Raw genomic sequence first — 22,792 nt, 5'->3', positions numbered from 1 at the left:
TTAAATATAATAAAGCAACACTTTAATTTTAGCTGTCTGCACAATATTTCAACTTTTGTTCTGCTCACTGTAGAAATAAAAAACGAGATTATTCCAAAATGAAATAACCCCGTTTTACTTATGGTAATCTGATTCTTGATGTCAGAAAATTAAAAGTCTACTATATTCCAATGTTTAAGAAAATACTGAAACGTGATTTTGCTTCAATATCTCCTCCAGCCAGATTGGTATATGCCGGCAGCATTATTTCGCTTCCCAAACTGAACTTTTTATAAGAAGCTTCAAACCCCAGTTTTCCATATAAAGCACTTCCTGAAGTATTAGGTAAGGCTTCGTTAAACTGTTTATTCTGATCATATACTTCTCCCTGAAGTCCGGCTTTTGCTGAAAAAATAGTCTTTTCATTCCCTGCGATCTGATAAAAACCTGTAGCAGCATAATTCCATTGGTTTCCGAAGCGGTAATGTTTTTTATTTTCAGTTTTTACAGTATAATCTGTGTTGATTAATACAGCCACTTTATTTTTCTGAAATTTATAATTCAGGGCTGCCTGATAATCCCAGCTTCCGGTTCCCAGCTGAAAACTCGGATTGACCCCTGATGCTCCTTTTTCATCAAACTTTCCTAAAGGAACTTTTATTCCCAAACCTCCGCTTAACTGATGAAAGTTATCTTTAGAAACAAGAAGCTTATAAATTCCCATTACATTGAGATCTCCAATTCCATTGATCTTTATATCCCCCTGCATAGTTTTCTTTTCATGAAAATGGAAGGGCAGACTTGCGTACACACTTAATTTTTTAGTTAAAGGAATCTTGCCCCAAAGTTGTAATGTATTAAAATACTGATCCTGCGTAAGGTCTTTTACAAATAGGTTTTCTTTTGCTTTATAATGTTGGGCAAAATATTTAATTCCGATAAACTGAGGATTCAATAAGGATTCAAAACCAGATGATCCGTTTCCTGCTGCACACCCGCAAGCATCACAGTCTTCATCAAAATCTATTGTACTGAAATATTCCTGAGGAATATAAGCACTGTCTATCATTGTTTTTGCCTGACTTATTGTCCCTAAAACCAGACTTATGATTAAAATAATCTTCTTCATGTCTACATTTAATTATTCTGCAAATTTTGGATTGGTAATGAAACTTTTGTCGGATAATGTTTTCAGGAAGGTAATGATCAATTGTTTTTCTTCACTGTTCATGGCAATTCCGATGTGATTGTTCTGCTTCAGCTGCGGATCAAGGTTTGGATTATCTTCTACATTATCAGAATAGAAGTTGAGCACTGCTTCCAGTGTATAAAATCTTCCATCATGCATGTATGGAGCTGTATATTCAATATTCCTTAAACTTGGGACTCTGAATTTCATCCAATCATTTTGACTCAGAGTCACACGATAAAGACCTGCATCCTTAAACTGATTATTATAATACATTCCTGTATTTCGGAAACTTTCATCAGTAAACAGTCCTCCGCTATGACAGGAAGCACAGTTTTTATTAAACAAAGCCATCCCCTGAGATTCTTCGGAAGTAAAACTTTCTCTGCCCTGTTTCACTCTGTCATATTTGGAATCTGCAGAAATCATTGAAGCCATAAACTGGGATAATGCTTTTAAAACCCTTTCCCCGGTAATATTTTCATCGCCGTAAGCAGCAGCAAAGAGTTTTTTATACTTCTGATCATCTTTTATTTTTGAAATCGCTTCCGGCATGGAACTGTCCATTTCATTAACGTCTGTCATCGGAATGATAGGTTGTTCGTTTAAATTATGAATAACACCATCCCACATATATCTTTTTAAGAATGCCATATTTTGAATCGGTGGTGCATTTCTGATCCCGATTCGGTCATCTACTCCATGGCTTACTGTATGCCCATGATGCGTAAAAGCATTTTCCTGAATATGGCAGAAGCCGCATGAAATAGTATTATTCCTTGAAAGTCTCCCTTCATAGAACAATTTTCTGCCTAGCTCCACTCCATTTTTTGTTATCGGATTGGCAGATTGATCGAATGTCATTTTCGGGAAGTAAGACGGAAAGTTAAGATTATATGCTTCATCTTTTTCCAATGGCTGCATCACCTCATCTGAGCAGGAAACAAAACTCAGCAACACAACGGTCAGAAATAATACTGTTTTCAAAAAGAAATTAATCATTGTGTACATGGTCTACTTTAAACATTTTTGTTAGATTATTTGTCACATCTACTAAATGTTGGCTTGAGCCCATCAGCATTGCATTAGATTCTGTAAGTATTAATGGCTTTTCTCCGCTCAAGAACTGGTTGAGATCAGCAAGAATATGAATAGATGGTCTGATCTTACCATTTACTCTTGCAGTTGTAGGTAAATTCAAGGTAACTTCTCTGTACAGATCCGGTGTATTATTTTCTGTTACTTTACCCATATTTCCGGTGTGATTCATAAATTCAGTGGTTGCTGAACCGGTTCCATACTTTCCTTCCAGTTTTACGAAAACATAACCTGCTGCCCAAGACCATGACATCCCTTTCTGTTTTGCTCTGTTCCAGAATTCAGCCTGTCCGTCCATTCCCAGCAAATAAGCATTCTGACTGATTCCCAATCCGAATTTTATTTTCTTATAATTATTTTTAGGAATATCATTCAGGTTCAGGTAAACAACTCCTGCCACAGCATCTGCCTGATCAATGATAAATGCTCCCTTATCTGGATTATTTTCATTATATCTGAACTCCTTTCCATTTTCATCGATCAACGTAATATTACTGATGACGTATTTTAAAGTTGAAAAATTATGTTTTTGCCCTTGTGAAGAGGTTTGTACGGTCTGGTTCAGTACAATATTTCCCAAATTATTAAAACCGTTTTCAAATTTAATCTGAAGGTTTCCCGGGGTTGTATCCTGTGGATTATCATCATCGTCTCTGCTTGAGCAAGATGAAAAGGAAAGTAAAGTAATGGCAATAAATAGTAATGATAAAAATTTATAAATTTTCATTGTTGATTTTTTAAGTTGAGTAAATACAATAAGATGATTTTGAATGCTTAAAACATTCATCTTTTTACTACAAAACACAAAGAAATTCTTCCTCTTAAGTTTATTAAGAGTTTTTGTAGTTTGTAGTTGAATAGTGATTTCCTACTTAAAAAACCGGTGGTTTGAAAATATGTTTCAGAAACAGAAAAGAATAGGCTGCTTCGTATGTAAAAGAGAAATTGAAAAAAAGAATCTTTTCAGTAATGATGAGTTCTGCTATCTCGGGAAGAATATAAATATCAAGGATTTTCTGCCCAGAGTTTTTCACTTTATTGAAGGGTGTAGATTCTGTATCGTTATTTGTTTTTGCCAGTTCTTTGCTCAGGTAACATTTTCCATTACAGTGAATTTCAGGCTTACTTTTATTGACACAAAGGGTATTAACGATATAATCATAGTTTACAGCATACTCTACCATTGGTATCAGAGGTCTGAACACCATATAAAAGGTAAAAAGTATGCTGTAAAGTAATTTCATGAAATTATTTTTTACTTAAAGCTTCATCATATCTTTTGCTTACTTCTTTCCAGTTCAGCACATTCCAGATTGCAGAAAGATAATCGGCTCTTTTGTTCTGATATTTTAAATAATAAGCATGTTCCCAAACATCAATTCCAAGAATAGGAGTTCCTTTTTCTTCTACAATATCCATCAATGGATTATCCTGATTCGGCGTAGAAGAAACGAATAATTTCCCGTTTTTACCTACCGAAAGCCAAGCCCATCCTGAACCGAAACGATCTGCTCCGGCTTTGCTCATTTTTTCTTTAAAAGCATCCAGACTTCCGAATGTTTCATTGATAGCCTTTGCTAATTTTGCAGATGGCTGAGTATTTTTCTCTGGTGTAAGGATCATCCAGAAAAGTTCGTGGTTATAGTGCCCGCCGGCATTATTTCTTACTGCAGGAGTTAGTTTTGAGGTTTCAGACAAAATCTGAATCAACGTTTGTTTTTCCTGTGGAGTTCCTGCAATGGCTTTATTCAGGTTCGTTGCATAAGCTGCACCATGTTTTGAATAGTGAATCTCCATTGTCTGTGCATCTATTGATCCTTCCAATGCATTGTACGCATATGGCAAAGGCGTCTGCTTAAACTGAGCCAGTGTAAACTGAGCCGCAAATACTGCCCCTAAAGCAGCTATTTTCATAATCTTCATAATGTTTTTGTTATATGGTTAAACAATATTCTTCTAAAGAATGGAAACCTGATGTTGAAATATGGAAGTAATTGAAGTTTTAAAGACAACTATAAAATTGCTTAAGTTTCGGTACTTCCAGCTTCCTTCTCCCTTTCCTCCATCCTACTTTAATAACTTCTTAATATCCTCTATCAGAATTTCTCTATCCGGATGGTATTTTCCATTTAATCTTGGGTTCTTTCCTTCTGGATCTTCATAATTTAATCCTGAATAATAAAGGATCGGCATATTTTCTTTATTGTATCGGCAACGGATGTTTCCTTCCTGATCCACAAGAGCAATCATTCCGCTATGGTTAAGACTTTCTGCATCATCTTCTTTGTCTCCTACATAGATATTAAATTTATCCGCCAGATTTCCAATATAGGTTCTGTCTCCTGTTAGAAAATGCCAATTAGGAGATTTCGCGCCAATTCTGTTTGCATGTTCCTTCAAAGCTTCCGGAGTATCATTTTCCGGGTCAATACTGATGGATACAATACCAAATTCTGAACTGTTGATCTGATTTTGGATAGCTTTCATATTGGTATTCATCACGGGGCATATAGTGGGACATTTGCTATAAAAAAATTCTACCAGATACACTTTTCCAAGCATATCCTTGTTGGTAATTTTTTTATTGTTTTGATCGGTCAGTTCAAAATCAGGAACCTTCATTACTGTATAAAGATTCTTTTTGAAGTATCCCATTCCTATCCCGATTCCCAGAAAAAGCAGAGCAATAACCGCAATTGGGATAATGACCTTACCTTTGTTAGTTGTCTGTTTATTTTTGGGCATAGCTTTCAGGATTTTTCTTGAATTCGTCTTTGCAATATGAACTACAGAAACCGTATGTTTTATTTTTATACATAGCAGTATCTTTCAGAAACTGTGCCGTCTTCATATGGCAGATCGGATCTTCATCATTTACAACCTGTACATTCTTCATATTTTCTTTAGAAGAATTCATATTCATTTTATGCTTTACCTGTGGTTCTTTTGCACACGACAGAAGTAATATTGACAGCAGGGCAGTCAAAATAATTGGAGATTTCATTTTAATGTTAAATTGAAATTAATAGTATTGAATAAAGTTATGATCAGTAATTAATTATAAAATATTTGCTCCAAAATGTTTTTCAATTTCTCATAAAGTTTCATATAACACGAGTATTATTTATTCGAAAAAGAAATCTTTTGAAGACCTAAGTAATACGTTTAGTATTCTTAATTGACTACTGAAGCGATAATTACAATAAACTAAACATATAGTTTAATAATAAAAATTAAACCAAAGGAGGATGGAAAATCCTTGAGAAATAATCCGAACAATGGAGATTCACATACCCTGAATCCGGTATAGCAATCAACTTTTCAAAATATTTTTGATCTAAAAAGGAAAGAATATCATGAGAAAGGAAAACATCTAATCCTGCAATTTTTATGGTTTGAGAATTCCCGGTTTGTTTTTCTGTTTTTGCTAATTCTTTTTTTACGTAGCACTTTCCTTTACAGGTAGACTGAGGAATTTCTCTGTTTTCACAAAGGTTCTTTACAATATAATCATAATTTACCACATAGTTTACCAATGGCAAAACCGGGCGTAGTGCAATGGTAAAAATGATGGATATGTAAATCAATAACCTCAATTATTCTGTTCTGTTTTACAAATATACTACTTCAAAATTGTTTTCCGTTCTGTTTATGATGAATGTCATTTGTTGTTCTGCTTGTTCTGTTCGAATACAAAAAACCGTTGTAAGGAATAAGGATTCAATCTATGAATACGTTGGATACTTATTTAATTGCCACAAATGCACTAATTTTTCTTATATGTTTGCTAGGAAAAATTTTATCTCTGGCTGATTATTTTGATTGAACTGATGTTAATAAAAGATTGACTTATCTGTTACCCATAAAATTATCAAAACTGTATCTGTTATCATCGTGACATTATCCCGAACTTTGATTATAACGCTCAAAAAAATAAAAATTTAGTTCTTTATAAAAGTTTAATCTTGTCAAGCCTTGTTGATTTTCAACGGGGCTTTTTTTGCTATATATTTTGTTACAAGAAGTAAGAATTTTATTTCTGATAAAATTGAGGGCTGTTTTTTTATTGCCATGAATACACTAATTAATTCCTTCGTCTATCCGTGGCAATAAACAAAAAAAGCTCCACTGAAAACCAGCAGAGCCTTTAAATATAATTTAGTTGAACGTTTATTGTATTTTCTGTTTTCTTAAAATTTCATCCTTTGAATTCTCACTGCATTTAAAATTGCCAGCAATGCAACTCCCACATCGGCAAAAACAGCTTCCCACATTGTTGCCAGACCTCCTGCTCCGAGAACTAACACAACCGCTTTTACAGCAAATGCAAGAATAATATTCTGCCAGACTATCTTTTTTGTTTGTTTACCGATATTGATAGCCATCGGGATTTTGCTTGGCTTGTCATCCTGAATAACTACATCTGCCGTTTCAATGGTGGCATCACTTCCCAGACCTCCCATTGCTATTCCTACATCACTTAAAGCGACTACCGGAGCGTCATTTACTCCATCTCCTACGAAAGCTACTGTCTGATTTTTTGCTTTGATCTCTTTTACTTTATTCACCTTGTCTTCCGGTAAAAGGTCTCCAAATGCATTATCAATACCCAATTGATCCGCAACATATTTTACCACGGTTCCTTTATCTCCGCTCAACATGGTTGCTTTCACTCCCATTTTGTGAAGATTATCTACCGTTTCTTTAGCATCTGTTTTAATGCTGTCTGCAATGGTAATATACCCGGCGAACTTCTTGTCATAAGCTACAGCAATAAGTGTGTATACAATATTTGCATGGTTGATATCATAACTGATATTGAATTTATCCATTAACTTGAAGTTTCCTACCAGAAGTTCTTTTCCGTTGACCGTTGCTTTCAGCCCATGCCCAGCGATTTCCTCCACATTTTCCATTGGAATAGAATAATTAATCTCTCCAACATAATTATGAATAGCAGTGGCTACCGGGTGTGTACTTTTACTTTCCAGAAGGTTGACCAACTGCATGATTTCATCTTTATTAAATCCAGAATTAATGCTTACTTCCTGAACTTTAAAAACTCCTTCTGTCATGGTACCGGTTTTATCCATCACTACATTTTGAATCTCTGCAATGCTATCCAGGAAATTACTTCCTTTAAATAAAATTCCGTTTCTGCTGGCTGCTCCGATTCCACCGAAATATCCTAAAGGAATAGAAATTACCAACGCGCAAGGGCAAGAAATTACAAGGAAAATCAACGCCCTGTACAACCAGTCTCTGAACAGATAGTCACTGACAAAGAAGTAAGGTAAGAATGTGATTCCTATTGCCAGAAATACTACAATTGGGGTGTAAATTTTCGCAAATTTTCTGATAAATAATTCTGTAGGCGCTTTTTGAGCTGTTGCATTCTGAACCAGTTCTAATATTTTACTTAACTTACTGTCTTCATACGCTGTAGTTACCTTTACAAGAGCAATGCTGTTCATATTGATCATTCCTGCCAGTACTACTTCACCTTTATTTTTGGTATCCGGTTTACTTTCACCTGTCAATGCCGCTGTATTGAATGATGCAGAATCTGATAGTAACTCTCCGTCAAGCGCAAGTTTTTCACCAGGTTTTAACTGGATCACATCTCCTATTTTGGTTTCTTTTGCTTTAATGGTTTTCGGCTGATTATTTTCCATGATCGTTACCTCATCTGGACGCTGATCTAATAAAGCTTTGATGTTTCCTTTTGCTCTGGTTACCGCCATAGATTGGAAAACCTCTCCTACTGCATAAAAAAGCATTACGGCAACTCCTTCGGGATATTCTCCGATAGCAAAGGCACCGATAGTTGCAATTCCCATCAGGAAGAACTCTGAAAATACATCTCCTTTGATGATACTTTTATAAGCGTCCTTCAATACTGGAAATCCGACAGGAATATAGGCAGCAAGGAACCATACCAAACGTACCCAGCCTGTAAACCACGCAGGTTTTATATAATTGTCGAATGCAATTCCTAATAACAGAATCACAAAGGATATAATCGCCGGAAGAAACATCTGAAAGATACTCTGATCTCCGGTATCGTGAGAGTGGTCATGTCCATCTCCTTCTGAGTGATTATGTTTGTGTCCTTTTGGATCTGTTTTTTCTGGGGTTGTACTACAGCACTTTTCCATAACTGATATTTTTATTCAAATTTAATGATGAGACTGATGCAATGCTATTGCAAACTTTCAAGACAATTTTCGCAGATTCCTTTTGCAAAGAGTCTTATTTCGTCTATTCTGAAATTGGTTTGTATGTTTTCAGGGAAGGAAATATCTTCTTTACAGGTGGTCTGCTTGCATATTTTACAATAGAAATGAAGGTGCCAGTCTTTATGGGTTTTCTCATCACAATCGTCATCACAAAGTTTATATTTTGTGGTTGTATTTTCCTGTATGCTATGAACAATTCCTTTTTCTTCAAAGGTTTTTAATGTTCTGTATATTGTAATTCTGTCTGCATGCTCAAAGTGATTTTCTATTTCAGACAGAGATAACGCTGCATCCTGTGAGCTTAGAAAATCATACACCAGAATCCTCATGCTTGTAGGTTTGGTATTTTTATCAATGAGTTTGTTTTCTATATCTTTTTTCATTTTAAACTTTTTAAATTTTACAGATGTACTTCATTTTCTTCGTATCCTTCTTCTTCAATCTGAAAAGTGGTATGGTTTATTTTAAAGTTTTCAACGGTGGTATCCGTCAATGTTTTTAATAATTGATTCTGAGAGGTTCCTGTATCTTTTATTATATGAGCGCTCATTGCATTTACACTAGAAGTGAGTGACCACACATGCAGATCGTGAACATTCTTTACTCCCGGAGTTTCTTCCAGTGATTTACGAAGTTGATGAATATCTACATCATTCGGAGTTCCTTCCAACAGTACATTTATGGCTTCTTTCAGTAATCTCCATGTTCTTGGGAATATTAATAATCCGATGGCTGCTGAAATCAACGGATCGGCATAATACCAGCCTGTTGTAAGCATAATAATTCCGGCAATCATTACTCCAACAGAGGTTAACATATCTGAAAGCACTTCAAAATAAGCTCCTTTCATATTTAAGCTTCCTTCAGAGTCTTTTCTTAGAATCATCATTCCAATCACATTCACAAGCAATCCTATTCCAGCTACAATCAACATGGATTTACTTTGTACTTCCGGCGGATTCTGAAAACGCTTATAGGCTTCAAATAATACATATATGGAAATCCCCAGCAAAACAACAGCATTAATAACCGCGGCTAATATTTCTGTACGATAATACCCAAACGTTCTGGATGGATCTGCTTTTTTCTCTCCTATTTTTATGGCTATAAAAGCCAGTAATAAACCAACAACGTCGGTCAACATATGGGCTGCATCTGCTAATAGAGCAAGACTATTGGTAACTATTCCGCCTATAACCTCAGCGATGAGATAGGTCCCGCTAAGACAAAGTACAATCAGCAGATTTTTTTTATGCCGGCTTGCTGCGGACGGAGTTTGTATTTGTGTTTTGGCTTCCATACTTAATGATTATTTACATTTCATAATAGGATGTATTTTCTTTTTTCAAAGGGACGTTTTGCTCCCCAATCATTTGTCTGATATTGATCTCTATTGTTTGCGCCAGAGAAGTTACCGGAGTATCTACAGGTCTGTTTTCAAATGGATCCTGCATTATGATCGAAGTTTTTTCTATGGCAATGAATACAATCGGGATCAGGAAAGTAATGATAATTTCTATGGTCAGCTGAGAATCATCCAATCCGAAGGGAAGTACCAGTGCAAATACATAGATCAAAATATGTACTAAAATACTGTAAGATCTCGGAAAAACAGTGTTCTTTAATCTTTCACATTTCCCCATACTGTCACACAGCCTTGTTACCATATCATTTAACTGTATCTGTTGAAAATCTGTCAGTCCTTTTGATGCCGAAACATCTTTAATCTGTTTTGAATGTGCATCTAAAAGAGCATTAGGAATATTGAGTCCATTGATATTATTTTCATCCAGATATTTCTGAACTTTATCTGAAAAAGGCAGCTTCCTCAGGGATTCACCCAAAGCATATGTCCAGATGATCTGTCTATCGGCAAAATCTCTGATTGTGTTGTGATCTTCCGAAGGCAAGAACTGAGTCACGAGCCTTACGAATGTCCTGGAATCATTTACAATTGCTCCCCAAACCGTTCTTGCTTCCCACCATCTTTCGTAGGACTGGGAGGTTCGGAATGCTAATAGTAATGATACTGCTGTTCCTAGAAGTGCCGGAATATTCAAGGGAAGTGAAATTTTTCTGAACCACGGCAACATATCCAAAAGTCCTATGGCAATGGCAAATATTCCTATAAACAGAATTTGAGATTTTATTTCACGGATGAAATACCAGACTGATATTTTTTTGTTTAATAGCATAATGATTCATGTATTAAATTGGGTAAGATAATCTTTACTTTCCTCAGTCAGTTTTTATGCTTAATAAAGCTATTCCGTAAGCAGCTCTAAATTAAGCATAAAAATCGACATTTCACTGATTCTGATCTCCTTCATTAATGTTCATGCTCTCCTGAATTCACCAGCTTAGCATTAACGAAAAAGGCTCCTTTCACTACAATTTTCGCATTGTCCGGGATATCTCCTACGGAGGTAATCGCAGTATATCCCATATCGGAAGTTCCCTTTACCACTTCTATTTTCTCGAAGTTTAAAGTTTTAGGATGAGGTTTTCCTTTTTCATCATGTTCTTCCTCTACCTTTTTATCGGTTTGAATAAAGACAAAGAATTTTCCGTCTGCTTCTACGATAGCTTCGGTAGGCACTGCAGGTGTAGTACTTTTATCAAGGCTTACAATTCCGGTGATATTCATTCCATCAATCAATCCTGATTTATTTCCTATTACTTCGCAATGCATGGAAATGGTTTTGCTTTCATTTTCAAAAGAGGAACCTATACTGTAGATTCTTGCATCGTATTCCGTTTCCGGATTGTTGGTCAGTTTGAAGTGTACGATCTGTCCTACTCTCATTTTCGGGAGGTCTTTTTCAAATACCTGAAGATCCAGGTGAATAGATCCGTTATCAATCACTGTTGCAACAGGAGAAGAAATATCTACATAACTTCCTATCTGTGCTGAAATACTGCTGATCGTACCACTAATCGGAGCGGTGATTACCAATCCTGATTTCATGTTTCCGTTATTAACACTTCCTGGGCTTATTCCCATCATCTGAAGCTGTTTTAACAGAGATGCTCTTTTGGTTCTTAAGGTTTTCAATTCTGCATCTGCGCTTTGAAGGTTTTTCTTTGCTCCGGCATCGTTATCAAAAAGTTCTCTTTGTCTTCTGAATTCCTGCTCAGCGTAAGTAATTCGACTGTTTGTGGTCAAATAATCTTCTTGCAGCTGGATGTATTCGGGATTGGCAATGGTTGCAATCACCTGCCCTTTCTTCACAATGCTTCCGACCTGGATATTGATGGTTTTAATAATTCCGCCATACAATGAAGTGATGGTTGCTTTATTACTATTGGGAACACTCAAAAGACCGTTTGCCTTGATGGTAGAAGTAAGTTCTTTCATTTCTATTGGTCCCAAAGTAACTCCTACTGATTTCATCTGCTCTTCTGTAAGGGAAGCAATCGTTTGTGGTGCTTCTTCATGTGCATGCTCCTTCTGTTCTGTCTTTTCAGGAGCTTTTTCTTCTGTAGCTTCTTTTTTTCCGCAACTTATTGCTAAGATGGAGATGAATACAAGGGGTATGATATTATATTTGAGTTTCATATTCGAATTTTTATTTTTTCTAAGGTCGTTTGAAATCGACTTCATATTATTTATTAATGATTGAATTAATGGTCACTACAGACTGATTCACCTGCTGAATCGATTCCAGATATTTCAACTGAATGTTGGTAGCGGTTTGTAAGGCAAAAAGATATTCAACGTAGGAAATTTCTCCTGTTTTGTATCCCAATTGAGCTGCTTTTACAATTTTCTCCGCATTCGGAAGTGCCTGATTGTTATAATAATCATACTGCTGTATATCCTGCTGATATTGGTTAAAAGCATTCTCCAGCTGTGCAGTAAGCTGTTTCTTTTGCATTTTTGCATTGGTTTCTGCAACTTGTTTTTCATATTCCAACGACTGCATTCTTGCTTTGGTAGCGCCAAATGTCAAAGGAATAGATACTCCTACTGTTGCCGACTGAAAACGTTTCCCTGAATCATAGAAATTCTCCTGTCCATTAATCGTATGAAAGCCTATCAGTGACTGACTGGTATATCCCAGACTAAAATCCGGCAATCCTGTAGCTTTTTCTACTCTCTTATTCTTCTCAGCAATTTCCATTTCATGATAGAAGGCTTTTACATTAGGATTGTTTGCTACAACAGCGCTATCCAGTACATTTTCTGCTTTCAGCGGTTCATAATCTTTTTTGAATGGAATTTCAAGGTTTTCTGAGGTGTTGAGAAGGGTTTTTAAATTTTTATAGGCGTTATTCAGATACACTTCATTTTGTCTTAACAGCAGATCTATTTCACCTTTCTGGGTTTCTGCTGTATTAATTTCAATCTTTTTAATATCTCCGGCTTTAAATCTCACTGTTGCAATTCTGATAAATTCTGCATAAAAATCTGCCAGACTTGTCAGTTTTTCTTTGTTGTACTGAAGATATTCAATTTGATAATAATAGGTACGAACGTCTTTTATCAGCTCATTGACTGTGATTTCCTTCTCGATCTGTTTACTCTTAACGGTTTCATTGATGAGTTCTTTTCTTGCTTTAAACAATGTCGGAAAAGGAATACTCTGTGAAATGGCAAAAGACTGGTCAAATTTCGGGCTGTTGTATTGTCCTAACTGAGCATCAAAGCTTAATTTGGGAAGTTCTTTCGCTGTAGGTCTCAAAGCTTCTGCTGATTTTATACTTAAATCCTTTGACTGCAAGGTTAAGTTATTACTCATTGCCATTTCTACTGCTTCATCTACGGAAATAGGTCTGGACTGAGCTTTAAAGTTTTGCCCCAGCATCATTAATCCTAAAATAAGAACAATTGTGAATGATTGTGTGTTATTATTCTTTCTTTTCAAAATCTTTGTGTTAAAAATGATGTAAAGCATTGGTAAAACGAAAAGCGTAAGGAACGTTGCCGTTACCAAACCTCCAATCACAACTGTTGCCAAAGGTTTTTGCACTTCTGCTCCGGCTCCGGTGGAAATTGCCATTGGTAAGAATCCTAATGAAGCCACGGTAGCGGTCATCAGAACGGGTCTCAACCTTGTTTTGGTTCCTTCAAAAACACGTTTTAAAATGTCTTTTTCTCCTTCTTTTTCGAGCTGATTAAAAGTTCCAATCAATACAATTCCGTTAAGAACGGCAACTCCAAATAAGGCGATGAACCCGATTCCGGCACTGATACTGAATGGCATATCTCTTACGATCAAAGCAAATACACCTCCGATCGCACTCATTGGAATGGCTGTAAAGATCAAAGCTGCCTGCTTGAATGATTTGAATGTAAAATACAACAGCATGAAAATAAGCAATAGCGATACGGGAACAGCAATCATTAAACGTTTACTTGCTTCCTGAAGATTTTCGAACTGTCCGCCGTAGGTAAAGTAATATCCTGAAGGTAATTTCACCTTATCTAATTTAGTCTGAATATCTTTCACCACACTTTGAACATCACGATCTTTAACGTTAAATCCTATTACAATTCTACGCTTCCCTTGTTCACGGCTAATCTGTGCCGGACCGAGCTTGTAACTTACATTCGCAACCTGGGATAACGGAATCTGAGCTCCTGTTGCAGAAGTGATCATTAAGTTATTAACATCAGAAATATCGGTTCTGTGAAGACTGTCCAAACGTACAACCAGATCAAAACGTCTTTCATTTTCAAAAACCTGCCCTGCCGATTTTCCTGCAAAGGCTGTACTCACGGCATTGTTTACATCTTCTATATTTAATCCGTAGTTGGCAATTCTTGTTCTGTCATATTGTACATTGATCTGAGGAAGCCCACTTACCCTTTCAATCTGAGGTGCGGTAGCTCCATCAACGGTCTGAATGATCTTTCCTACTTTATCAGCATATACCGCCAGTGAATCAAGGTTTTCTCCAAAGATCTTTACGGCTACATCCTGTCTGATCCCGGTCATTAATTCATTAAAACGCATCTGGATAGGCTGGTTTTTCTCAAAAAACACCCCTGGAATGGTTTCTAATTTTTCACTGATCTCATCTGCCAGTTCGTTGTAAGATTTTTTTGTTTTCCACTCGCTTTGTGGCTTTAATACGACGATCATATCGGTAGCTTCCGGCGGCATCGGGTCTGTAGGAACTTCGGCGGATCCGGTTTTTCCGACTACCATTTTCACCTCATCGAATTGTTTAATGATTCTGGAAGCCTGCATTGAAGTCTCTATACTCTGACTAAGTGAGCTTCCCTGTGGTAATATGCAATGGAAAGCAAAATCTCCTTCCTGTAATTGAGGAATAAATTCCCCACCCATATTTTTAAATGTAAAAGCTGATATAAGAAAAACAACTGCTGTAGCTGAAACGACAATATATTTTACTTTAATCGCTTTGTGTAGTAATGGCTGATAAATCCTTTGTAAACGATTCATCATTTTATCTGAGAATGTTTCCTTGTGTGATATTTTTTTGGATAAAAACAAGGCGCTCATCATCGGAATATATGTCAATGAAAGAATCAAAGCTCCCAAGATTGCAAATCCTACGGTTTTCGCCATCGGAGTAAACATTTTACCTTCTACTCCAGCCAATGTAAGGATCGGGATATATACAATCAGGATAATGATTTCACCAAATGCTGCACTGTTTCTGATCTTCGAGGCGGAAAGGAATACTTCTTCATCCATTTCAGATTGCGTCAATGCACGGGTGGATTTTCTTAAGCCTAAATGATGTAAGGTTGCTTCTACAATAATAACTGCTCCATCTACGATCAACCCGAAGTCTATTGCTCCAAGGCTCATCAGGTTGGCACTTACTCCAAAGACATTCATCATTCCCAAAGCAAATAAAAGAGAAAGCGGAATTGCCGAAGCCACAATAAGCCCGGCTCTCAGATTTCCAAGGAAAATAACGAGAACGAAAATAACAATCAGGGCTCCTTCGATGAGGTTTTTCTCAACGGTACTGATCGCTCTTCCTACTAAGTCTGTTCTATCCAAAAATGGTTCTATCACCACATCATCAGGTAGCGATTTCTGAATGGTGGGTATTTTTTCTTTGATATTATTTACAACTTCATTACTGTTTGCTCCTTTCAGCATCATTACGACACCTCCTACAGCGTCTACTTTTCCATCATAAGTCAAAGCTCCGTAACGCACAGCGCTCCCTAAACGAACATCTGCAACATCTTTTATAAAAATAGGAACGCTTCCTGTTTCATTTTTAACAGCAATATTCTTAATATCTTCAAGAGACGTTACAAGACCAATTCCACGGATAAAATAGGCATTTGGCTTTTTATCAATATAGGCACCTCCTGTATTCTGATTATTTTTTTCAAGAGCTGTAAAAATTTCGGTAATACTTGTTCCCATTGCTTTCAACCTGTTAGGATCTATGGCAACTTCGTATTGTTTTAATTCACCTCCAAAACTGTTGATCTCAGCTACTCCCGGTGTTCCGTTAAGCTGTCTTCGGACAATCCAGTCCTGCATGGTTCTGAGTTCTTTGGCATTGTATTTCTTTTCGCTTCCTTTTTTAGGGTGAAGAATGTATTGATACACTTCTCCAAGACCTGTACTTACAGGAGCCAGTTCTGGAGTTCCGACACCTTTAGGTATTTCTTCGACAGCATTTTTTAATTGTTCATTGATCAATTGTCTGGCAAAATAGATGTCTACATTCTCTTTAAAAACTACGGTAATTACAGAAAGTCCGAATCTGGAAATACTTCTCGTTTCCTGAATATCCGGAACATTAGCAATACTTTGTTCAATGGGAAAGGTTACTAGCTGTTCTACTTCCTGCCCTGCCAATGTAGGACATGCCGTAATGATCTGAACCTGATTATTGGTAATATCCGGCACCGCATCTATGGGTAATTTTGTAGCACTCCAGGCACCCCAAATGACCAACAACAAGGTCATAACACCAATGATCACCTTGTTTTTGATACTGAATTTTATGATTTTATCTAACACGATTTTTATTTAATTTATATTGAAAATAAATGCACACAGCATAAAATACTGCAGCAAAAATATCTTGAAAACCTCTGCAATGGTATTGCAAAGTTTCAAGTAGGCTTAGAAAGCATAACTTTCTAAAAATCAATAAAAATTAAATCTTAGGAGGTTGCCAGATAGGATCGTATACCTGATAGGCAAAGTCGTTTTTATGAAATAAGATCTTTTTTGAAAAATAAGCAGGAACTTGCTCAGGAATCTCCAATAAAGGATCCATTTTAAATGCTGAAACCGTAATCTGGCAGCAGCTGCATGCACAAAGTGGCGAACAAATATCTCCGTTTTCTGTAGAATGTGCTCCGTGAATACTTAATGAAATCTTCTGACCTTCTGAATCCGAAGAAAGACGGGACACATCTTCACATGGCATCAGTGATAACGCCATGAAATAAATTGCCAATATCCATCTTAAGAAGTTCATTGTGACAAAGGTAAAGATTTTTTATAAAATGGGTGAATCCTGAAGTCTTTAATATAGTTTTAGTATTTACTATCAAACTATATTTATCTGTTACCAAAACCAATATCATTTCCTAATTTTCTGTGATCCCAAAATAATGTTCTTACCTTTGTAAAATCAAACAGGCTTATTTATCTCATCCGAATTTTACCCATGAAATTATTCAAACACCTTATTTTATTATCATTTTTATTGTGTGTTATTTCCTGTACAAAAAACAATAGTGATAGAATAGAATTATCTTATTCGTTTGAGAAGAAAGAAAATAAGATCAACTTGATGTTGCATAATGACACCAATGAGGATTTCCTGGTTATTATCTCCAAAACATTGAACTTTGACGGGAAGCATTCGGGAAGTGAAAAACTTGAAGAGAACAAACCTGTGAATGCATATCTTGTCAACCAAGAACAAACTGTTTTTTCTAAACAAATTGACTCCATCAATTCTTCTTTAAGTCCAAGTGCTTCGCCAAATGACATTAAGACATTGTTTCCTACCGCGATATTCGTCAAGAAAAAAAGTACAAAACAGCTGGAATATAAATTCAACAATAACTTCGTCTTAAATAAGGAATACAAGACTTGTTTCAGCAAAATGAGAGATATTTTAAATACTCCATATAATTTAGAAATGTTACAAAAAATGCTGGAATGCAGGAAGGACGAACAATATAAAATTTATCTGGATGATTTTGTGATCAAGGATAGTATACAGGTTAAGTTTTAGAAATAAATTAATGACTTAGATATTACTTTTTATTCTTTATATAACTCTACAAACATTCAACATTTAAATGAAATATTTTAATATAAAAGCCCTTCTTATATCTTTCTGTTTTATTACATTTTCATGTGAGGAAAAGGAAATATTAGGTAATGACATTACTATTTTAACCCCAGTTAGAAACCTTTCTACAGTTCTTGGAACTGATATTTATACATCGGATCTTCTGATCGAACCGGATACTTCTGATACTCTTAGATTTAAATTAACAGAAAAGGACTGGGCTATTTTAAGAGAAAGCTTTGACAAGAATCAGATTTACCTTATCAATGACAATACAAAAATAGGACGAAGAGTTAATTCTATTTATATGTCCGATAGGTTTAAAATCAGGACTAATAAAAGGCTGTTATCAATGCAATACCGTTATTTTATTGGGGAAAGAGAAAAATTTGACAGTGTAAAGAGTATCAGCTTCAATAAATTTATGAAGACTTTTGATTCTCTGGTCTATTACAGATCTCGAGGTAAATAATTTAAAACCTTTTGTAAAAACAAAAACCACCGCAAAAGCGGTGGCTAAAAAATCAAATCTAATTATGGACTATAGATTATAAATTCGGGTTATTCTCAAATTCTTTTTGTGGAATACTGAATAAATAATATCTGCTGTTCGGTACAAATTCTGTTTTATCAGGGAAATTGAAGATAGAATGTCCTCTTCCATCAACCGTTTTTACAGTTCCGTTCGGAGTCGTAATCTGAACTTTGATAGGTTTTCCTTCTGTATCTACATAAGGTTTTCTTACTACTGTTCCCTGTGTTCTGATAATATCTGAAAGAGAGAAACCTTCTCCAAACAATTCTTTTCTTCTTTCGATCAGAATTTCATCTATTACATTATTCTGAGCCAGTGAACCACTGTAAGTATTAGCATGTCTTGCTGATTTTAATTGGTTCAGAACTGTTACCGCCTGAGATACATTTCCACTTCTTGCCTCTGCTTCCGCCTCAATAAGGTACATTTCAGCAGCTCTCATATACACAATATCTCCGATAAGGGTAGGCTTAAATTTAAATTTCGCATATTTCAGCAACCCTTCTCTTGAAGGCAGATTATCCCATGAGAACAACTGGTATCTGATATCATTGGTATCAAATAAAGCCTTAAAGTATGGATCAGCCATAAAACTGTAGTAAAAACTTCCTGATGAAGATACATCAAGATAGTGGAAAGCATAACTTGCATCCGACTGTTCCTGAGTCTGAGCGTGTCCCCAGATCCATTCTACATTGGTAATATCATTGAAGCCATCTTTATATTTTTCCGGAGCCATTAAAGGATATCCTTCTTTAGCAATCTTTGCAGACGCTGCAGCTTTGCTCCATTCTCCGGTATTCAGATAAACTCTCGCTAAAATTCCGTTAACAACATTTCTGTTGATCTTATCCTTATTGTTTCTTGTATAATCTTTCAATAAGTTGTCTGCATCTGTAAGATCACTTTTGATCAAAGTATAAATATCTTCAAGACTGGATTTGCTTTTTCCAACTGTAGTGATCGCAGAAGGTTCTGTATAAATCGGAGCCGTTAATGCAGACTTATCTTTAAGGTAACTAAACTGATAGAAGCTGGCAATATTAAGATAACAAAAAGCACGCAATGCCTTTGCCTGACCTTTCACCTGGTTCTTTTTTTCCTGACTGCCTTCTGTCGCGTCAATTTTTGCAATAACATTATTCATGTTATTAATTGCAGAATAAAGCATTCCCCAAATAAATAACGGGCGACCAGCAGTTCTATTTTCCATTTCGGAAAAAGTATAAGTAGTTGCAAAACCATATTTGTTGGTCAATACAGCCACATCGCTTCCCATTGCATCACTTGCTCTCATAACAGTTGAAAAACCAATGTTCGCAAATGTTGTCCCGTCATTATTGAATTTTGCCCAGGTTCCGTTGATAACTGTTTCAGCACTTTCTGCTGTTTTGAAAACCTCTGTACTGTTGGATTGATCTGTAGGAGCCGTATCCAGTTCGCTTTCACAGCTTGTCAATGACCATAATCCAATCAGAGCAAAAGATAAATATTTTAATTTTTTCATTGTTTCAATTTTAAAGATTAAAGAGTTGCCTGAAGGCCAAAAGTGATCGTTCTCATTGCCGGATATCTGTAATATGTTGTACCATCCAACGCTTGCTCAGGGTCCATTCCTTTATGTTTGTAGAAAGTCAGAAGGTTTTCTGCCTGTACATAAATTCTGAACTTTTTAAGTCCTATTTTTTCAAAATAATCAGATGGAAGAGTATATCCTAAGCTCACATTTTTAAGTCTCGCATATGTCCCTGAATATAAAAATCTTGAAGACGTTGAAGTCCAGTTATTTGTTGTTGTACTCAAAGCAGGAACATCTGTGTAACGGTTTTCCGGAGTCCATCTGTTCAGCATTTCTGCACTCCATGAACGTCCTCCTGCGCTACCATTATGCATGATAGAAGTATAATCCGTATCCAGGATTTTCCCACCGATCTTAAATGTCAGCAATCCTGAAAAATCAAAGTTTTTATACGTAATACTTGTACTGATTCCCCCTGTTACTTTTGGCAATGCAGATCCCTGTAATGTTTTTACTGCTTTACCGTATTCTGAAGTTGTTCCTTCTACTGAATTGCCATTAGCATCCTTATAAATAGTCTTCCATAGCGGATTTCCATTAGTAGGATCTACTCCCACCCATTCCGGGATAAAGAAGTCATATACAGAACCTCCTTCCCTTAATAGTTTGGTTGTTCCTGACACTATAGAACCTGCAGGTAACTTGGTGATTGTATTATTCAAAGTACTTAAGTTCAAATCTACATTCCATTGGAAATTATCATTTCTTATAGGGGTTGTAAATAATGAAAACTCAAATCCTGTATTTTTAATCGTTCCGATATTCATAGGAAAATCACTGATTCCCACAGATGGGGCTACAGGCATGTTAAACAAAAGATCCTGGCTTTTTCTCTGGAAATATTCGATATTACCTTTAATTCTGTTATTAAGAATTGCAAACTCAAGTCCCACATTCAGGTTAAGATTGGTTTCCCATTTCAAATCTTCAGTTCTTGCCTTTTCCAATGTTGTTCCCGCCTCACCACCAAGATTTTGATTTCTATACAGCTCCTGATAAGCATAGTAAAGAGGTAATCCATTTGGTCTTAGCAACTTATCATTTCCTTGTCCACCATAACTCGCACGTAGTGTTAAAAGGTTGAAGAAATTCAGGTCCTTAATAAAGTCTTCATTGGAAACTTTCCAAGAACCTCCTACTGACCAGAATCTACCCCATCTGTTATCAGGAGAGAATCTTGAAGATGCATCGGCTCTTCCTGAAGCTGATATGAAATATTTATTAGCATAATCATACTCTACTTTCCCAAGGAAACTCAATAAGCTTAATTTATCACTGTTTCCACTGAAGCTCACCAATAAAGAAGCCGCATCCGGCTCATAGTAATAAGGAAGAGAGAAATTATTTCTTGTTCCTGAAATAGTCTGGTAATCATATTTATAAAATTCATGTCCCGCTAAAACATTAACGTGATGTTTACCAAATCTCTTATCGTACGTCAAAATATTACTGGTAGTATAAGAAAGCGTTCTGTTGTTCGATCTTGTCACCGAACCTCCGATTTCAGAACCTTGTCCTAAAAGCGGATTGGAATATAAATGACCGTTATAATTCACTAGATCTACAGAAAAGCTCGATCTGAACTTCAATTCCGGAAGGAAAGTAAGTTCCATAAACCCTTTTCCAGAGAAGTTATCTTCCTTATTCTCATTCTTATCCAATGGTAAACTTGCCGCAGCATTCTGATTCTGAAGAGCCGCCGTAGGTCTGTATTTACCAAAATCATAAATTTTATTTCCTTCTTTATCCAATACATAAGACCCGTCATCATTTCTTTCATAATAAGGATAGAACGAAGGAATAGATCTTGCAGCATGAATGATATTACTTGCTTTAGAATCTGATGAAGGAGGCGCCTGCTGAATACTGTTGGTATAGCTTAAATTCACTCCAACATTCAACCAGCTTTTTACTTCAGAATTGATCTTTAATCTGGTATTATATCTTTTGAATCCGGATTCAATTGCCATACCTTTATCATCAAGATATCCTAATGAAAAGAAATAATTACTTTTATCACTTCCGCCACTAATATCTAAATCTACCTGATTTCTGGAAGCTACTCTTTGTAAAATATCTCTCCAGTCATCATTCCACAATGCTTTTGCACCTGGTAATAATTTTCCATCTGGTCCTACTGGCTTAGGATAATTAGCTCCATAAGGATTGATAGACAAACCTCCTGGACCGTAAATAAGATTATCTGAAGCCATCTGCCCAGCCTGTTGTGCAGAAATTTGCTTAGACTGATATCCGTTTCTCATCGCCTCCCAATACAATTGAAAATATTGATCAGTATTTACCTGTTCATAATCTTTTACTGCTCGGTTAGAAAATCCCTGGCTGATGTTAAAATTTACCTTAGCCTCGCCTTTTTTACCGGATTTTGTTGTAATGATGATAATCCCGTTTGCTCCTCTTGAACCATATAATGCACTTGCCGTAGCATCTTTCAGTACACTGATAGATTCAATATCACTTGGGCTTATTGAATTTAAATTTCCATCAAAAGGAATTCCGTCCACTACGTATAGAGGATCACTTGAGGCACTTACAGAGCCAACTCCTCTGATTCGGATAGTAGAAATGGCTCCCGGCTGTCCTGAAGCACCTGTGATTTGCACACCTGGCACCTGTCCGTCCAATGCCTTTGTAATATTGGTTACCGGTCTGTTATTGATTTTATCGCTGGAGATAGTAGCCACTGAACCTGTATAGCTATTTCTTTTAGCTTTACCATAAGCAACAACCACTACTTCATCGATTTCTTTTTCTTTAAGTGTATCTTTTTTAGGTTTGGAATTCTGCCCGCTTACACTTACAATTCCTAAGAAAAACGCTGCCACAGGTGGTATCCAAATTTTAGAATTAATTAATTTTTTATTAATCATAATCAATTTTATTTATCATAT

19 protein-coding genes are annotated in these 22,792 nt (G+C 36.1%); 2 read left to right on the top strand and 17 right to left on the bottom strand.

From position 1 onward, the window contains the following. Positions 1-160: 160 nt before the first annotated feature. From BW983_RS12150 to BW983_RS12080, 15 genes are all read right to left on the bottom strand, one after another. A complete protein-coding gene (locus tag BW983_RS12150) occupies positions 161-1,108 on the bottom strand; it encodes a transporter (RefSeq protein WP_076552200.1) in 948 nt (315 codons plus the stop codon). Between the two features lie 12 nt (positions 1,109-1,120). Beyond that, positions 1,121-2,170 carry a cytochrome-c peroxidase gene (locus BW983_RS12145; RefSeq protein WP_084184455.1) on the bottom strand — a complete coding sequence of 350 codons (1,050 nt, stop codon included), beginning with the start codon at positions 2,168-2,170 and terminating at the stop codon, positions 1,121-1,123. After that, the gene (locus tag BW983_RS12140) at positions 2,163-2,993 is read right to left on the bottom strand and encodes an MbnP family protein (RefSeq protein WP_076552287.1); all 831 of its coding nucleotides are present in this window, start codon (positions 2,991-2,993) and stop codon (positions 2,163-2,165) included. The genes BW983_RS12145 and BW983_RS12140 overlap by 8 nt, the downstream gene beginning before the upstream one ends. A 145-nt stretch (positions 2,994-3,138) precedes the next feature. Continuing rightward, positions 3,139-3,510, bottom strand: a complete 372-nt coding sequence (locus BW983_RS12135; protein ID WP_076552199.1) for a hypothetical protein — start codon at positions 3,508-3,510, stop codon at positions 3,139-3,141. A 4-nt stretch (positions 3,511-3,514) separates the two neighbouring features. Next, the gene (locus BW983_RS12130) at positions 3,515-4,189 is read right to left on the bottom strand and encodes a superoxide dismutase (protein ID WP_076552198.1); all 675 of its coding nucleotides are present in this window, start codon (positions 4,187-4,189) and stop codon (positions 3,515-3,517) included. Positions 4,190-4,333: 144 nt separating this feature from the next. After that, positions 4,334-5,011 carry an SCO family protein gene (locus BW983_RS12125; RefSeq protein ID WP_076552197.1) on the bottom strand — a complete coding sequence of 226 codons (678 nt, stop codon included), beginning with the start codon at positions 5,009-5,011 and terminating at the stop codon, positions 4,334-4,336. Continuing rightward, entirely contained in the window at positions 4,998-5,270 is a 273-nt protein-coding gene (locus BW983_RS12120) for a YHS domain-containing protein (protein ID WP_076552196.1), read from the bottom strand. The genes BW983_RS12125 and BW983_RS12120 overlap by 14 nt, the downstream gene beginning before the upstream one ends. 229 nt (positions 5,271-5,499) lie before the next feature. Continuing rightward, positions 5,500-5,853: a hypothetical protein gene (locus BW983_RS12115; protein ID WP_228409001.1), complete on the bottom strand. Its 354-nt coding sequence runs from the start codon at positions 5,851-5,853 to the stop codon at positions 5,500-5,502. A gap of 603 nt (positions 5,854-6,456) precedes the next feature. After that, the gene (locus BW983_RS12110) at positions 6,457-8,106 is read right to left on the bottom strand and encodes a heavy metal translocating P-type ATPase (RefSeq protein ID WP_394333188.1); all 1,650 of its coding nucleotides are present in this window, start codon (positions 8,104-8,106) and stop codon (positions 6,457-6,459) included. A 362-nt stretch (positions 8,107-8,468) separates the two neighbouring features. Continuing rightward, a complete protein-coding gene (locus BW983_RS12105; RefSeq protein WP_065395863.1) occupies positions 8,469-8,888 on the bottom strand; it encodes a Fur family transcriptional regulator in 420 nt (139 codons plus the stop codon). 17 nt (positions 8,889-8,905) lie between these two features. Next, positions 8,906-9,805, bottom strand: a complete 900-nt coding sequence (locus BW983_RS12100; RefSeq protein ID WP_076552193.1) for a cation diffusion facilitator family transporter — start codon at positions 9,803-9,805, stop codon at positions 8,906-8,908. Positions 9,806-9,818: 13 nt separating this feature from the next. Continuing rightward, entirely contained in the window at positions 9,819-10,700 is an 882-nt protein-coding gene (locus BW983_RS12095; protein ID WP_076552192.1) for a bestrophin family protein, read from the bottom strand. A gap of 134 nt (positions 10,701-10,834) precedes the next feature. Next, on the bottom strand, positions 10,835-12,064 hold the full coding sequence (locus BW983_RS12090; protein WP_076552285.1) for an efflux RND transporter periplasmic adaptor subunit: 1,230 nt from the start codon (positions 12,062-12,064) through the stop codon (positions 10,835-10,837). Positions 12,065-12,110: 46 nt separating this feature from the next. After that, the gene (locus tag BW983_RS12085) at positions 12,111-16,472 is read right to left on the bottom strand and encodes a CusA/CzcA family heavy metal efflux RND transporter (RefSeq protein WP_076552191.1); all 4,362 of its coding nucleotides are present in this window, start codon (positions 16,470-16,472) and stop codon (positions 12,111-12,113) included. Positions 16,473-16,611: 139 nt separating this feature from the next. Next, positions 16,612-16,938 carry a DUF6660 family protein gene (locus BW983_RS12080; RefSeq protein WP_076552190.1) on the bottom strand — a complete coding sequence of 109 codons (327 nt, stop codon included), beginning with the start codon at positions 16,936-16,938 and terminating at the stop codon, positions 16,612-16,614. 192 nt (positions 16,939-17,130) lie between these two features. Between BW983_RS12080 and BW983_RS12075 the strand changes: the two genes are divergently transcribed. Beyond that, complete coding sequence (locus BW983_RS12075; protein ID WP_076552189.1) at positions 17,131-17,706, top strand: hypothetical protein; 576 nt, start codon at positions 17,131-17,133, stop codon at positions 17,704-17,706. 67 nt (positions 17,707-17,773) lie between these two features. Beyond that, positions 17,774-18,238: a hypothetical protein gene (locus BW983_RS12070; RefSeq protein ID WP_076552188.1), complete on the top strand. Its 465-nt coding sequence runs from the start codon at positions 17,774-17,776 to the stop codon at positions 18,236-18,238. Positions 18,239-18,314: 76 nt separating this feature from the next. Here BW983_RS12070 and BW983_RS12065 read toward each other — a convergent pair whose 3' ends face one another. Both BW983_RS12065 and BW983_RS12060 read right to left on the bottom strand, forming a co-directional pair. Then, entirely contained in the window at positions 18,315-19,808 is a 1,494-nt protein-coding gene (locus BW983_RS12065) for a RagB/SusD family nutrient uptake outer membrane protein (RefSeq protein ID WP_076552187.1), read from the bottom strand. Positions 19,809-19,825: 17 nt separating this feature from the next. Continuing rightward, the gene (locus BW983_RS12060) at positions 19,826-22,771 is read right to left on the bottom strand and encodes a SusC/RagA family TonB-linked outer membrane protein (RefSeq protein WP_076552186.1); all 2,946 of its coding nucleotides are present in this window, start codon (positions 22,769-22,771) and stop codon (positions 19,826-19,828) included. Between the last annotated feature and the right edge of the window lie 21 nt (positions 22,772-22,792).

The organism is Chryseobacterium ureilyticum (genome assembly GCF_900156735.1).
Taxonomy (GTDB): domain Bacteria; phylum Bacteroidota; class Bacteroidia; order Flavobacteriales; family Weeksellaceae; genus Chryseobacterium; species Chryseobacterium ureilyticum.
The sequence above is the reverse complement of the archived record's forward strand: the minus strand, read 5'-3'. Positions and strand labels throughout refer to the sequence as shown.